This window comes from Streptomyces sp. NC-S4, assembly GCF_054353315.1.
Map to the genome: position 1 here is coordinate 6,867,026 of NZ_CM135937.1, position 13,839 is coordinate 6,880,864.

Annotated in this window: 12 protein-coding genes; 10 read left to right on the forward strand and 2 right to left on the reverse strand. The window is 72.6% G+C overall.

From position 1 onward, the window contains the following. Positions 1 to 22: 22 nt before the first annotated feature. The 3 genes from ACXNSR_RS30895 (at position 23) to ACXNSR_RS30905 (ending at position 1,880) form a co-directional block, all read left to right on the forward strand. Positions 23 to 274, forward strand: a complete 252-nt coding sequence (locus ACXNSR_RS30895) for a helix-turn-helix domain-containing protein (protein ID WP_030714642.1) — start codon at positions 23 to 25, stop codon at positions 272 to 274. A 100-nt stretch (positions 275 to 374) separates the two neighbouring features. Further along, on the forward strand, positions 375 to 1,574 hold the full coding sequence (locus tag ACXNSR_RS30900) for an alginate lyase family protein (RefSeq protein ID WP_458638635.1): 1,200 nt from the start codon (positions 375 to 377) through the stop codon (positions 1,572 to 1,574). Positions 1,575 to 1,751: 177 nt separating this feature from the next. Further along, a complete protein-coding gene (locus tag ACXNSR_RS30905) occupies positions 1,752 to 1,880 on the forward strand; it encodes a hypothetical protein (protein ID WP_458638636.1) in 129 nt (42 codons plus the stop codon). Positions 1,881 to 1,936: 56 nt separating this feature from the next. Here the strand turns inward: ACXNSR_RS30905 and ACXNSR_RS30910 are convergent, their stop codons facing one another. Continuing rightward, entirely contained in the window at positions 1,937 to 4,168 is a 2,232-nt protein-coding gene (locus ACXNSR_RS30910; RefSeq protein ID WP_458638637.1) for an NACHT domain-containing protein, read from the reverse strand. Positions 4,169 to 4,266: 98 nt separating this feature from the next. On the opposite strand from ACXNSR_RS30910, the gene ACXNSR_RS30915 reads away from it, so the two are divergent. From ACXNSR_RS30915 to ACXNSR_RS30945, 7 genes are all read left to right on the forward strand, one after another. Further along, positions 4,267 to 4,647, forward strand: coding sequence for a PPOX class F420-dependent oxidoreductase (locus tag ACXNSR_RS30915; RefSeq protein WP_202198888.1), 381 nt, complete (start codon positions 4,267 to 4,269; stop codon positions 4,645 to 4,647). A gap of 45 nt (positions 4,648 to 4,692) precedes the next feature. Further along, the gene (locus ACXNSR_RS30920) at positions 4,693 to 6,453 is read left to right on the forward strand and encodes a hypothetical protein (protein ID WP_458638638.1); all 1,761 of its coding nucleotides are present in this window, start codon (positions 4,693 to 4,695) and stop codon (positions 6,451 to 6,453) included. Positions 6,454 to 6,629: 176 nt separating this feature from the next. Then, on the forward strand, positions 6,630 to 7,472 hold the full coding sequence (locus ACXNSR_RS30925; RefSeq protein WP_189740752.1) for a nitrilase-related carbon-nitrogen hydrolase: 843 nt from the start codon (positions 6,630 to 6,632) through the stop codon (positions 7,470 to 7,472). Further along, positions 7,469 to 8,761, forward strand: coding sequence for an aspartate aminotransferase family protein (locus tag ACXNSR_RS30930; protein WP_458638639.1), 1,293 nt, complete (start codon positions 7,469 to 7,471; stop codon positions 8,759 to 8,761). Before ACXNSR_RS30925 ends, ACXNSR_RS30930 begins: the two co-directional genes overlap by 4 nt. A gap of 13 nt (positions 8,762 to 8,774) precedes the next feature. Continuing rightward, on the forward strand, positions 8,775 to 10,175 hold the full coding sequence (gene hydA, locus ACXNSR_RS30935) for a dihydropyrimidinase (protein WP_458638640.1): 1,401 nt from the start codon (positions 8,775 to 8,777) through the stop codon (positions 10,173 to 10,175). A 12-nt stretch (positions 10,176 to 10,187) separates the two neighbouring features. After that, positions 10,188 to 11,201 carry a TIGR03842 family LLM class F420-dependent oxidoreductase gene (locus ACXNSR_RS30940; RefSeq protein ID WP_458638641.1) on the forward strand — a complete coding sequence of 338 codons (1,014 nt, stop codon included), beginning with the start codon at positions 10,188 to 10,190 and terminating at the stop codon, positions 11,199 to 11,201. Between the two features lie 390 nt (positions 11,202 to 11,591). Beyond that, complete coding sequence (locus tag ACXNSR_RS30945) at positions 11,592 to 12,125, forward strand: SMI1/KNR4 family protein (RefSeq protein WP_458638642.1); 534 nt, start codon at positions 11,592 to 11,594, stop codon at positions 12,123 to 12,125. A gap of 100 nt (positions 12,126 to 12,225) precedes the next feature. Here the strand turns inward: ACXNSR_RS30945 and ACXNSR_RS30950 are convergent, their stop codons facing one another. Then, positions 12,226 to 13,647 (reverse strand): NAD(P)/FAD-dependent oxidoreductase, encoded by a 1,422-nt coding sequence (locus ACXNSR_RS30950; protein WP_458638643.1) that lies wholly within the window; start codon positions 13,645 to 13,647, stop codon positions 12,226 to 12,228. Positions 13,648 to 13,839 lie beyond the last annotated feature (192 nt).

Genomic DNA, 13,839 nt, shown 5'->3' on the forward strand with positions numbered 1-13,839 from the left:
GTGTGCGGGGTAGGATGGCGGCATGGTCCGTACCCCCCTCACCCCCGAAGAGCGCGAGCGCGGCGAGCGGCTCGGCGTCCTGCTGCGCGAGGCCCGCGGCGACCGCAGCATGGTCGAGGTCGCGGCCGGCGCCGGGCTCTCCGCCGAGACCCTGCGCAAGATCGAGACCGGCCGGGCACCCACCCCCGCCTTCTTCACGGTCGCCGCCCTCGCCGCGGCGCTCGGCCTCTCCCTGGACGATCTGCTGCGACGCTGCGCCGTCGTCCCCGCCTGAGGCGTGTCCCGGCCTGCCGTTCGGGCGGGCCCGGCGGCCAGACGGCCCAATCGGCGGTGGGAGGTCCGGAGCGCGGGGCAAGCGTGAAGGCGTGTCAGCCATGAACGCATCCAAGCGAGTCGGCTTCGCAGTCGTCGGCGCCCTCCTCGCGGGCGGCCTGCTGCTCGCCGCGTGCGCCGCCCCCGAAGGCCGCCCCCGCCCCGGCGACGTGGTCTTCCACCACCCCGGCGTCGTCGTCAGCCACGGCCAGCTCCGGCAGGCGAAGCGGATGGTCGCGGCCGGCAAGGAACCCTGGCTCTCCGCGTACCGGGCCCTCCTCGGCAGCCGCTACGCCTCGCTCGACTACACCCCGCACCCGGCCGACGTCGTGCCCTGCCCCTTCAACAGCGGACCGCAGTCCTGTCTCGACGAACGCCAGGACGCGATCGCCGCCTACAGCCACGCACTGCTGTGGTCGGTGAACGGCAGGGCCGCCCACGCGCGCAAGGCCGTACAGATCATGGACGCCTGGTCGGCCGTGATGAAGGAGCACCGCGCGGACAACGCCGGACTCCAGGCCGCCTGGTCCGGATCCAGCTGGGCGCGGGCCGCCGAGATCATGCACGCCGACTACCCGGACTGGGCGCAGCCCCGGGTCGCCCGGTTCAAGGCGATGCTGAGAGGGGCCTACCTGCCGGCCGTCCGCGCCCAGGTGCCCGCCTACAACGGCAACTGGGAACTGGCCATGACCGACGCCGCCGTCTCCATCGCCGTCTTCCTGGAGGACCGGGCGGTCTTCCGGGAGTCCCTGGAACGGTTCCGGGCGCGCGTCCCCGCGTACTTCTACCTCCGGATGGACGGCCCGCGCCCGATGGCCCCGCGGGCGGCCGCCATCCAGACGGCCGCCCAGGTCAAGGCGTACTGGTTCGACCAGGGAACCTACGTGGACGGCATCGCCCAGGAGACCTGCCGCAACCTGATGCACGTCGGCTACGCGCTCGCCGCGTCCGCGCACATCGCCGAGACCGCCTGGCACCAGGGCGTCGACCTGTACGGCGAACAGTCCGCCCGGCTGCGCACCGCGCTGGAGTTCCACGCGAAGTACCAGCTCGGGGCCGAGGCCCCGCCGTGGCTGTGCGGGGGCAAGGTGGAGCGGACCATGGGGCCCGACCTGGAGGTGGCCCTGCACCACTACGAGACCCGGACCGGCGCGAAGCTCCCGTACACCCGCGCCCTGGTCGAGAAGACGCGGCCGGCCGGGACGGACGAGCTGTTCGTGGCCTGGGAAACGGTCAGCCACGGAGAGACCCCGCCCGCCTGAGACCCCTGTCGCCCGATGCCCGCAGTGCCCGCTGCGGGCACTGCGGGCACCCCCGTGACCAGGAGCGCAGCGGGAATCCGATCGCACTGCCCGTCTCCCCGGACAGACCCCGCCACCACCCGGCACGGTCGTCATGCCCGGCCACTGGGGCCGGGGGACCACACGGGAGGTCACCTCATGAACAAGACCGCGTTCCTCACCCGCAGGCTCGGCCGGGCCGCGCTCTTCAGCATGGTCCGCGGCGCCGCGTGGGCGGCCGGCTCCGGCCTCGCGGGAGCCCTCGCCTGGTGGGTGCACACCTGGTAGCCGTCCGCGCCCCCCGCCGGGACGCGCCCCGGCGGAAGGACACGGCTCCGCTCAGGTCACGCAGGACCCTTCGGAGCAGCTCGGCGGCCCACGGCATCGCGCCGGGACGGGGGAGAGCCGTCGAGGAGGACACGCAGCAGCAGGTCGTGGTGGAAGACGTACACGGGACCGATCGGGCGCAGCACACCGCGGCATGCCGCGTCGTCCAGGAAGTCCACCAGAGGCCAGGGCAGCCGACCGGTCAGAGCGAAGTACGGCCGTGCCACGAGGCAGAACCTGCCGTAGGCGGTCGACAGGACAGCGGTCGCCAGACGCAGCGGGACGGCGAAAGCGACGACCGCCAAGGTCCACCGCGCCGAGTGGAAGGCCGCCCCGGCGACCACGCCGAGACCGAGGGCGGTCGAGAAGAGCGCGATGCCCGACGTCAGGAAGAGGCTGTGGCGTGCTGCCGCGAGGGTTGCCGGTGTGCTCGGCACCGCTTCGAGCCTGAGCGGGGCCTCGAGGAACTGCCGCAGCATGTAGCTGCCGGCGATGGCCAGGCCGAGCCCCCACGAGATCACCACGGCCATCGCCAGTACGGCCCGTTGCCCCGTGGCGGTCGCGACGGCCTTCACGAGGAACAGGGAGATCTTGGCGAGGAGGAAGACCATCAGGGATTCCCGGAGGACCTTCGCGGTCCGGCCGCGGAACCGCAGCCGGACGTGCGCCGGCGCGGGCGAGGCGGTGTCCCCGAGACCCCGGTGAGCGCCGATCGCAGCAGCCGCGGCGACCACGGGGAGGCCGGCGAGCAGTACGTCCGTGCCGGAGCCACCGGTCCAGGAGAAGACGACCTGCGCGAGCGCCGCCGCGACCAGGCCGGTGAACAGGTAGAGCGTGCCGATGGCCGGCGCGCGGAAGCCGCGCGGGACGGTGGCGTACAACCGCCACCACGCGAGGACGCCCCCCGACCGCTCGTCCGCGGCGAGCCCGGCGAGAACCCGGACGTACCGGTGTGTCGTCTCGCGATCCTCTGCATCCCTGGAGTGCCACTCCCGTGAACCGCGGCGGCGCTTCTTCTGCGGCTCGCGCAGCCGCTCGGAATAGACAGCGGGAACGAACGCGTCGAGGAGATGGTGCTTCACCGCGGTGCTGCCACCGTCGGCAGCGACCTTCAGCAGTTCGGAGGGGTCGGCGCGGTGGACGTCGCGTGCGAGCGCGATCATGAGCGGGCTGCGCAGAGCCTCGCGGACGGCGGCCGCGGCCGGATCCCGGCTGACGGACGGGTCGACGACGGGCGACCAGTCGGCGCGACTCGATCGCGGTAAGTACCGTGCGAGCTCGCGGTCGTCGACTTCCCCGAGGGGGATCTCCGTCACGCCCGGTATCGGCCCGGCGGCCTCCACGGCCGCGGTGTAGCCCTCTGGCGTGCTCGTCACCACCACGGGCCCGTCGCCGGGCAACTGCTTGACGACAGCGGCCCGCAGCTGCTCGGGCAGTTCGTCGAGACCGTCGAGGACGGGCAGGATCCGATCGCGATCCACCAGCTCACGGGCCAGCGTGATGTCCCCGTCCCGCTGCCGTCGCAGGGGCGGGTACCGCTCGGCGAGCGTGTCGGCCAGCCACTGGCGCCAGCCGGTGGACGGTACGTGCCAGGTGCGCAGCGCGAGCACCACGGGAACCGGGGCGCCGGGGCCGTGGTCCTCGATCAGTCTTTGGGCCAGGCGCAGTGCCAGGACGGATTTGCCGCTGCCTGGCTCACCCAGGATGACGAGCCGCCCGGCTGGTGTACGGCGATACATCCCGAGAATGTCGTCCTTGGGCGCCGCCCGCCCGCACACGTGAAGGGGATACGGGCGGTTCACCTGCAGCCCGTCCAGTTCGTCGCGCAGTTCGGCACGGACGACCGCAGTCAGGTCCTCGACGGCCCGGTCGAGCGGATCCGCCCCGGTTCCGGTGGACGCGGAGGCCCGCGCCCGTTCGGCAGCGGCCCTCGCGCCGACCGGCTGGGCCTCGTCCAGCAGGGTCGCCCACCTGCCTCTGACGAAAGCCTCCCCGGACCACCGGCACCACACCTCGACCACGGCCAACAGCTGGGCCTCGCTCTGCGGGGCCGGAGTCGTCGCCGTGCCCCAGTCGTCCGAGAGCCACCTGTTGAGGCCGTTGCCCAGCGTCTTGGGGTCACCCCCGGCCTCCACGGCGACCTTGCGCCGCGAATACGGCTTTCTGCCGCCGAAGCGCGCGGTCATGGCCCGTTCTTCCAGCGCGCGCAGTTCCTCCCACAGCACACGGGCCTTGGCCGATTTCTCCATCCGCGCCCCCTGTTTCCCGGTGGCCAGAAGAGTAGGGGAGTTCGCACCCGGCGCCCGGCCTTTCGGACAACTTCACAGGGCACTACTAGGGTGCGGGCATGGATCTCGAAGAGCTCGGCAGGGCGCGGTACGTCAGCCTCACCACCTTCCGCAAGGACGGCACGCCCGTGGCGACCCCGGTGTGGGCGGTCGCCGACGGGGGCGAGCTGTACGTGTGGACGCGCAGCGACTCCTGGAAGGTCAAGCGGATCCGCAACAACGGGCGGGTCACCGTCACCGCCTGCGACATGCGCGGACGCGTCGAGGAAGGGGCGCAGGCGCGGGAGGGCGAGGCGCGGCTGCTCGACGAGGCGGGGCTGCGGCGGGTGCGGAAGCTGATGTCGCGCAAGTACACCTGGCAGTTCTGGGTGGTGGACGTGCCCGCCGCCCTGGCGCGCCGGGGCAAGCGGCCGCACACCGCGATCGCCGTCAAGCTTTGAGACTCCCGTAGCCCGCCCGTAACACAGCTGGGATCCAATGCGGTCATGGAGACCGCGACTTCGCTGGCGATCAGTCAACTCTCGGGGTACTTGCTCGGGTTGACGCAGAGACTGGATCCCGGGGCAGGCTGGTACGGGGAGTTCCTGCGCCGGGATCCGGAAGGGATGAAGGCCTGTCTCGACGGGGCGGCGATGCCCCCGTGGGACATGGTCGAATCGCTGCTGCGGGACCTGGCGGGAGCGCGGGGCGCGGAGTTCGCGGCGCGGGAGACCGTATACGCGGCCCAGCTGCGGGCGGCGGCCGTCCTCGTCTGGGACCGGCTGCCGGGCGGCGAGGGGGAACTGCGCACCCTGCTCGCGGCGGCGGTGGCCCAGCGAGCCGCATCGCAGACGGCCCTGCGGAACCTGACGGTACGGCTCGGCCGGACCGCCGACCGGGCCGAGACGGACGCCCTCACCCGGGAGCTCGCCTGGGCCCAGGACGACGTGGCCCGCGCCGTGGCCCGCCACGAGGACCTGGCTGCCCGGCTGCGGGCCCTGCGCACGGGCCCCGACGGGCTGTGGCCGGCGCGGTCGGAGGGGGCGCGGTGGCTGCCGGGGGTGCCCAGGCAGCGGGAGGCACGCGCCGAACCGGGCGCCGGGCCGACCGCCGGACAGGGCGCCGGGCCGGGTGCTGGACAGGGTGTCGGGCCGGGTGCTGGACAGGGCGCCGGACAGGGTGTCGGGCCGGGTGCCGGGCCGACCGCCGGACTTGGCGCCGGGCCGGGCGGTGGGCCGACCGCCGGACAGGGCGTCGGGCCGGGTGCTGGACAGGGTGCTGGGCCGACCGCCGAACCCGGCGCCGGGCAGAGCGGCGGCCCGGGCGTCGGGCCGGGCGCCGAACAGAGCGCAGGGCCGACCGCCGGACCGGGCGCCGGGTCGCGGACGCCCGTTGCCGAGGAGCCCACCGGGCGGCCCGAGCCGCCGGTCGGCCGGGCCGAGGGGCGGTGGCTGCGCGGCGCGCGGCGCTCCGGCGGCGCCCGGTACGCGGGCTCGGCGGCCCCCGAGGCGCCGGCCTTCACCCCGCCGCCGGGACACCCCGGCGGGGACGGCACGCCCGGTTCCGGTCCCGGCGCCGAGCTCCCCGCACCGCGCGGAGCCCGCTTCGGCATTCCGCACGCCCCCGCCCCCGAGCCCGTCCCCGCCCCCGCCCCCGAGCCCGTCCCCGCCCCCGAGGTCCCCGGCGGCGGGGTGACCGCGCCCCGCCCCTTACCCCGCCCCGAACCGGCGGCAGGTCCTTCGGGCGGCGTCCCCGGAGCCGTCGCCGCCGCCCTGCTCGCCCTGCGCGCCCAGGGCCGCAGCGGTGAGGCGCACGCCCTGCTGTGCGAGGCGGCGGCCCGGCCCGCCGGGCAGCTGCCCGCACTCGCCGCCGAGCTGACCGGGGCCGGGCTCACGGCCGACTGGACCACCCTGCTGTGGGAGGCGGCCTCGCTCCCGCCCGAGCGGCTCGCGGCGGCCGCGGCCGCCCTCGGAGCCGCCGGCCGGGAGGCCGACTGCGAGGCCCTGCTGCGCCAGGGCGCGGCCCGCCCGGCCGCCGAGGTCGCGGACGCCGCGCTCGCCCTCGGCGGGGCCGGCCGGATCCGCGAGGCCGACGCACTCCTCGGCGCCTTCGTCCGGGTGCGCACCGCCGAGGAGGCGGCGGGCCTGGCCCGCCGCGACCCGGGGTGGTTCGCCCCGCGCCTGCTCCGGGTGGCCCGGGCGCTGCCCGGACCCCACCACCGCGACCTGGTCCACGCCCTGCGGGTGGCGGGCATCGCCGGTGCGTAGGGGGCGTAACCCGCCCGCCTGGTGACCGCATTCGACCGCGGGGCGACGTAACGTGATCGACTACTCCAACCGCGCACGGCGGTCTTGCCCCACGGTGTGACGAGGCCTACGTTCTACTCCCTACGCATACCGTCTACGTGCGTAGAACTCGGCGTTCCCGTCGCGAGGAGCAGCTCATGGCCCAAGTCGTCCGCGCCGCGCTGGTCCAGGCCACCTGGACCGGAGACACCGAATCGATGATCGCCAAACACGAGGAGCACGCCCGGCGGGCAGCCGCCCAGGGCGCGCAGATCATCGGCTTCCAAGAAGTCTTCAACGCCCCCTACTTCTGTCAGGTCCAGGAGCCCGAGCACTACGGCTGGGCCGAGGCCGTCCCCGACGGTCCGACCGTACGCCGGATGCAGGACCTCGCCCGCGAGACCGGCATGGTGATCGTCGTACCGGTCTTCGAGCTGGAGAGCGAGGGCTTCTACTACAACACCGCCGCCGTCATCGACGCCGACGGCAGCTACCTGGGCAAGTACCGCAAGCACCACATCCCCCAGGTCAAAGGCTTCTGGGAGAAGTACTACTTCCGACCGGGCAACCTCGGCTGGCCCGTCTTCGACACCGCCGTCGGCCGGATCGGCGTCTACATCTGCTACGACCGCCACTTCCCCGAAGGGTGGCGCCAACTGGGCCTCGCCGGAGCCCAGCTGGTCTACAACCCCTCCGCCACCTCCCGGGGCCTGTCCGCGTACCTGTGGCAGCTGGAGCAGCCCGCCTCCGCCGTCGCCAACGAGTACTTCGTCGCCGCGATCAACCGCGTCGGCCAGGAGGAGTACGGCGACAACGACTTCTACGGCACCAGCTACTTCGTCGACCCGCGCGGTCAGTTCGTCGGGGAGGTCGCCAGCGACAAGGACGAGGAACTCGTCGTCCGCGACCTCGACTTCGACCTGATCAAGGAGGTCCGCGACCAGTGGGCCTTCTACCGCGACCGCCGCCCCGACGCCTACGGAGGGCTCGTACAACCGTGACCAACCCGACCCCGCTCCACAGCCGCCACCGCACCGTCCTGCCCGACTGGCTCGCGCTCTACTACAAGCACCCCATCGAGCTCACCCACGGCGAGGGCCGCCACGTCTGGGACGCCGACGGCAACCGCTACCTCGACTTCTTCGGCGGCATCCTCACCACGATGACCGCCCACGCCCTGCCCGAGGTCACCAAGGCCGTGTCCGAGCAGGCCGGACGGATCATCCACTCCTCCACCCTGTACCTCAACCGGCCGATGATCGAGCTGGCCGAGCGGGTCGCCGCCCTCTCCGGCATCCCCGACGCCCGGGTCTTCTTCACCACGTCCGGCACCGAGGCCAACGACACCGCGCTGCTGCTCGCGACGACGTACCGCCGCTCCAACCAGATCCTGGCGATGCGCAACAGCTACCACGGCCGGTCCTTCTCCACCGTCTCGATCACCGGCAACCGGGGCTGGTCCCCGACCAGCCTCTCGCCGCTCCAGACGTACTACGTCCAGGGCGCCGTCCGCACCCGCGGCCCCTTCGCTCACCTGGACGACGCCGCCTTCACCGCCGCCGCCGTCGAGGACCTGGAGGACGTACTCGGCCAGGCCCGCGGGGGAGTGGCCGCCCTCATCGCCGAACCGATCCAGGGCGTCGGCGGCTTCACCGCCCCGCCCGACGGCCTCTACGGAGCCTTCCGCGAGGTCCTGAACCGCCACGGCATCCTGTGGATCAGCGACGAGGTGCAGACCGGCTGGGGCCGCACCGGCGACAACTTCTGGGGCTGGCAGGCACACGCCCAGAACGGCCCGCCGGACATCCTCACCTTCGCCAAGGGCATCGGCAACGGCATGTCCATCGGCGGCGTCGTGGCCCGCGCCGAGGTGATGAACTGCCTGGACTCCAACTCCATCTCCACCTTCGGCGGCTCCCCGGTCACCATGGCGGCCGGCGTCGCCAACCTCGCGTACCTGCTGGAACACGACCTCCAGGGCAACGCCCGCCGCGTCGGCGGCATGCTCCTGGAGCGGCTGCGCGCGATCGCCGCCACCGTGCCCGCCGTACGGGAGGTCCGCGGCCGGGGCCTGATGGCCGGCCTCGAACTCACCAGGCCGGGCACCGACGAGGCCGACCCGGACGCGGCCGCGGCCGTCCTGGAGGCGGCCCGCGAGGGCGGCCTGCTGCTCGGCAAGGGCGGCGGTCACAACACCAGCGTGCTGCGCATCGCGCCGCCGCTCTCCCTCACCGTCGCCGAGGCGGAAGAGGGCGCCGAGATCCTCGAACAGGCCTTGCGCAGCATTTGAGTAGGGGGATCACATGAGCACCCGCACCCTGATCCGCGGCGGCCTCGTCGTCACGGCCTCCGACGAACTGCACGCGGACGTCCTGATCGAGGACGGCCGCGTGGCGGCGCTGGCCGCACACGGTTCGGCGGCGGCCGCCGCCTGGACGGCCGAGCGCACGATCGACGCGACCGGGAAGTACGTGATCCCCGGCGGGGTCGACGCGCACACCCACATGGAACTCCCCTTCGGAGGCACCTCGGCCTCCGACACCTTCGAGACCGGAACCAGAGCCGCCGCCTGGGGCGGCACCACCACGATCGTCGACTTCGCCGTGCAGAGCGTGGGCCACTCCCTGCGCGAGGGGCTCGACACCTGGTACGCCAAGGCCGACGGCAACTGCGCCGTCGACTACGCCTTCCACATGATCCTCTCGGACGTCAACGAGAGAACGCTCAAGGAGATGGACCACCTCGTCGGTGAAGGGGTCACCTCCTTCAAGCTCTTCATGGCCTACCCCGGGGTCTTCTACAGCGACGACGGCCAGATCCTGCGCGCCATGCAGCGCGGCGCCGCCAACGGCGGGCTGATCATGATGCACGCCGAGAACGGCATCGCGATCGACGTCCTCGTCGAACAGGCCCTCGCACGCGGGGAGACCGACCCCCGCCACCACGGCGAGGTCCGCAAGGTCCTGCTGGAGGCCGAGGCCACCCACCGCGCCATCCAGCTGGCGCGGGTCGCGGGCGCCCCGCTGTACGTGGTCCACGTCTCGGCGGAGGAAGCCGTGGCGGAGCTCGCCGCCGCCCGCGACAAGGGCCTGCCCGTCTTCGGGGAGACCTGTCCGCAGTACCTCTTCCTGTCCACCGACAACCTGGAAGAGCCCGACTTCCAGGGCGCCAAGTACGTCTGCTCCACACCGCTGCGGCCGAAGGAGCACCAGGCGGCGCTGTGGCGGGGCCTGCGGACCAACGACCTCCAGGTGGTCTCCACCGACCACTGCCCGTTCTGCTTCCGGGGCCAGAAGGAACTGGGCCGCGGGGACTTCTCGAAGATCCCCAACGGACTGCCGGGCGTGGAGAACCGCATGGACCTCCTCCACCAGGCGGTCCTGGACGGGCACATCAGCCGCCGCCGCTGGATCGAGATCGCGTGCGCGACCCCGGCCCGGATGTTCGGCCTCTATCCGCAGAAGGGCACCATCGCACCGGGCTCCGACGCCGACATCGTCCTCTACGATCCGCACGCCGAGCAGGTCATCTCCGCCGAGACCCACCACATGAACGTGGACTACTCGGCGTACGAGGGCAGGCGGATCACCGGACGCGTCGACACCGTGCTCTCGCGCGGCGAACTCGTCATCGAACAGCGCGAATTCACCGGCCGGGCCGGCCACGGGGCCTTCGTCCCCCGCACCACCTGCCAGTACCTGTAAGGGGAATCCGTCTTGGACTTCGGCCTCGTCCTGCAAACCGACCCGCCCGCCTCGCAAGTCGTCAGCCTCATGAAGCGCGCCGAGCGCAACGGCTTCCGCTACGGCTGGACCTTCGACTCCGCCGTGCTGTGGCAGGAGCCGTTCGTCATCTACAGCCAGATCCTGGAACACACCACCAAGCTCCACGTCGGCCCCATGGTGACCAACCCGGGCACCCGCACCTGGGAGGTCACCGCCTCCACCTTCGCCACCCTCAACGACATGTACGGCAACCGCACCGTGTGCGGCATCGGCCGCGGCGACTCCGCCATGCGCGTCGCCGGACGCGCACCCAACACCCTGGCCCGCCTGGGCGAGGCCATCGACGTCATCCGTGACCTGGCCGAGGGCCGCGAGGCCGAGGTCGACGGCAAGTCGCTGCGGATCCCGTGGATCAAGGACGGGAAGCTTCCGGTCTGGATGGCCGCGTACGGACCGAAGGCGCTGGCCCTGACCGGCCAGAAGGCCGACGGCTTCATCCTCCAGCTCGCCGACCTCTACCTCACGGAGTGGATGGTCAAGGCGGTACGGCAGGCCGCGACCGAGGCGGGCCGCGACCCGGCGTCCATCACCATCTGCGTGGCTGCCCCCGCCTACGTCACGGCTGACGACTCGGCCGAGGCCCTGGCTCACGCCCGTGACCAGTGCCGCTGGTTCGGCGGGATGGTCGGCAACCACGTCGCGGACCTGGTCGGCCGCTACGGCGAGCACTCCTCGATGGTCCCCGACGAGCTCACCGAGTACATCAAGGCCCGCCAGGGCTACGACTACAGCCACCACGGGCGGGCCGGGAACCCGTCCACCGACTTCGTCCCCGACGAGATCGTCGACCGCTTCTGCCTGCTGGGCCCGGCCGAGGCACACATCGAGAAGCTGCGGGCCCTGCGCGACCTGGGCGTCGACCAGTTCGCCGTCTACGACATGCACGACGCCCGGGAGGCCACGATCGACGCGTACGGCCAGCACATCATCCCGTCGCTCGGCTGACGCCGTCAGGAGCTGTGAGGGCCGGCCCAGGAGTCGGCCCTCACAGCTCCTACAGCAGACGAGGCTCTTGCGGATACCCGACAACGGCTACGAGGACCCGGCTGCCCACGGTCGTGGGCCGCCTGCGCCGACTCCGGTGCGGGGGCTTCGACCCCCTGGGCCGTGAGGTGGGGCGCACCGTCTCGGGCTTCGTGGCGCTGACGTCCTCGTTCGACGAGATGAACCGGCTGACGGCCCAGGACGCCCCGTCCCGGGACCGTCGTCTCCAGCACCCCCGTCACAACGGGGCTGATAAAATACCCGCCGGTATATACGTCGAGGCGTATGGGTCGAACGGCTTCAGGTCCACCCAGCGCCACAGCGCCGGAACAAGCCGAGAGGGACCACGCCGTGGCCGACGCCCTTGCCCGTCTCCTCGAAATCTCCCCGGCGCCGGGCGAGCCCCGCGACAAGGACTGGGGTGAGGTGGAACGTACCCTCGCGGTGGGGCTCCCCGACGACTACAAGGAGCTCATCGGGATCTACGGCGGAAGCAACTGGGACGACTACCTCTACGTGCTGGAACCCCACTGCCCGAACAAGCACTACGACCTCCTCACGTGGGCCAGGTACCAGGCCGAAGACCTCGAAGACCTGTGGAAGTTCGAGAAGAAGCCGGCGGAACTGGAGGCCGAGGGGGCCACGGTCGTCCCGTGGGCGACCACGGACAACGGGGAGTGCCTGTACTGGCTCGTCCTTCCGGGCCGTGAGCCGAACGAATGGACCGTCATGGTGAACGAGGCCCGCGGCGACCGATGGGAGCACCACTCCGTATCGTGCACGCGATTCCTCGCGTCCGTCCTCGACGGAGAGTTCCGGTCGGACATCCTCTCGTCGTCGTTCCCCCGGCCCACGCACGAATTCCGCCGCCTCGCCGCAGTCTGACGCACCGCCACTCAGGCGATTCCCCGACCGGTCCACCGACCGGTCGGGGAGGCGGCTCGCTCTGCCGGTCGCGGTCGCGGGGCGCCCGCGAGCGCCCGGCTCAGGGCCGTGCGCTCCTCCGTTGCGGCAGCCCGTTCAGGAGCTCGCGTTCGGCCGAGCTGAACTGGGGGCGGTCGAGCCGAGGACGCAGCGGGCCGACCAGGGCGGCCAACAGCACGCTGGGCCTGACCAGGGACACCGGTGGCGCCTGGAGGGCCAGTACGTCGGTCAGGGCCGTGGCGGCACGGAACGACCCGGTCGCCGTGCGGGACAGGCGGCTGACGTAGCGACGCAGGAGGCGATCGGTGACCTTCGGATGCGTGCCCCCGGTGGTCGCGAAATGGATGTCCTGACCGGTGGCAAGGGCCCAGGCGACGTCGACGGGACGGGCGACGGCGCGCTGCGCGCGGTGGGCCAGGCCGCGGGTCGGGCCGCTCGCGAGCAGGTCGCGCAGAGCGAGGGCGCCCAGCGCCGCCACCGACATGCCCTGCGCGTAGACGGGGTTGAAGGTGGCGACGGAATCCCCCAGTGCCACCAGGCCGTCGGGCCACCCGCGGAGCCGTTCGTAGTAGTGCCGCCGATTCGCGGTGCTGTGGGTGACGCTGACGTCGCCCAGGGGTTCGGCGTGCTCCAGCAGGTCGGCCATGATCGGGTGGCGCAGCGTACGGGCGAAGGGCTCGAAGTGCTCCGCGGCCCGGGTGGGCTCCGCGCCGGGGGCTCCCATCAGGCTGACGTGCCAGCGCTCGCCGTCGATCGGCAGGATGCCGCCGGCCCTGGCGGGCTGCCGCGCGAGCGGGTCGGCCTGGACACCGACGACCGGCCAGCCGCGCGTGGGGACGGGGGCCCGGTAGAGGCGGCTTGCATAGACCATGCCGGAGTCGAGACGCTCCTCGGCGAGGCCGGTGAGTCCGAGCCGGGCAAGCCACCGGGGCAGCCGGGAGGCCCGGCCGGAGGCGTCGATGACCAGATCGGCCCGCAGTTCCGCCTCGATGCCGTCGGCGTCGCGCACGCGTACGCCCTCGACGGCATGGCGGTCGCCGAGCAGCCCGACCGCTTTGGTGTGCGTACGGACGGTGACCCGGGGGTCCTTCAGGACCTCGTTGCGGACGACGAGGTCCGTCAGGTCCCGGCTCGCGGTGATCACGTAGTGGGTGGCGCGCTGCCAGCGCCGGTACCAGCCCTCGGGAGAGAAGATCACCATGTCGGTGGTCACCGGTACGCGGTGGGCGCCCGCGTCCGTCAACCGGTCGATGGTGCCGGGTAACAGGGCGTCGATGGCCTCCGCGCCGCCGGACTGCAGCCAGTGGATGTGGGCGGCCTGGGGAACCCCGGTGCGCGGTTCGGGTCCCGCGGGCAGCTCGTGGGCCTCGAGGATCTCCACGGAATCGACATGCTCCTTGACCGCTGCTGCTGCCAGCACGCCGGCGAGGCTGCCCCCGATGATGACGACACGCCTGGGGGCGTGGCTCGTGGCTCGGCTCATGGCGGGCTCCGATGTCGAAGTGGCTTCTTGCAGGGACTCGGAATGCGATCACTGCCGCTCGCGAGCGGCCCCGATCATGGTCGCATCCGCGGCGACCGCCGCGGAAGAACCACCCGTCCACGTGGGTCCGGGGCGGCGGCCGTCGGCCGCCGCCCCGGACAGCCGGCCCGCCCCGGCCCGTGGCGGGCCGGA

Coding starts and splice junctions, on each gene's coding strand:
- ACXNSR_RS30915 (WP_202198888.1), top strand. CDS start 4,267: ATGGATCTCGAAGAGCTCGGCAGGGCGCGGTACGTCAGCCTCACCACC.
- ACXNSR_RS30910 (WP_458638637.1), bottom strand. CDS start 4,168: ATGGAGAAATCGGCCAAGGCCCGTGTGCTGTGGGAGGAACTGCGCGCG.
- ACXNSR_RS30950 (WP_458638643.1), bottom strand. CDS start 13,647: ATGAGCCGAGCCACGAGCCACGCCCCCAGGCGTGTCGTCATCATCGGG.
- ACXNSR_RS30905 (WP_458638636.1), top strand. CDS start 1,752: ATGAACAAGACCGCGTTCCTCACCCGCAGGCTCGGCCGGGCCGCGCTC.
- ACXNSR_RS30925 (WP_189740752.1), top strand. CDS start 6,630: ATGGCCCAAGTCGTCCGCGCCGCGCTGGTCCAGGCCACCTGGACCGGA.
- hydA (WP_458638640.1), top strand. CDS start 8,775: ATGAGCACCCGCACCCTGATCCGCGGCGGCCTCGTCGTCACGGCCTCC.
- ACXNSR_RS30895 (WP_030714642.1), top strand. CDS start 23: ATGGTCCGTACCCCCCTCACCCCCGAAGAGCGCGAGCGCGGCGAGCGG.
- ACXNSR_RS30900 (WP_458638635.1), top strand. CDS start 375: ATGAACGCATCCAAGCGAGTCGGCTTCGCAGTCGTCGGCGCCCTCCTC.
- ACXNSR_RS30920 (WP_458638638.1), top strand. CDS start 4,693: ATGGAGACCGCGACTTCGCTGGCGATCAGTCAACTCTCGGGGTACTTG.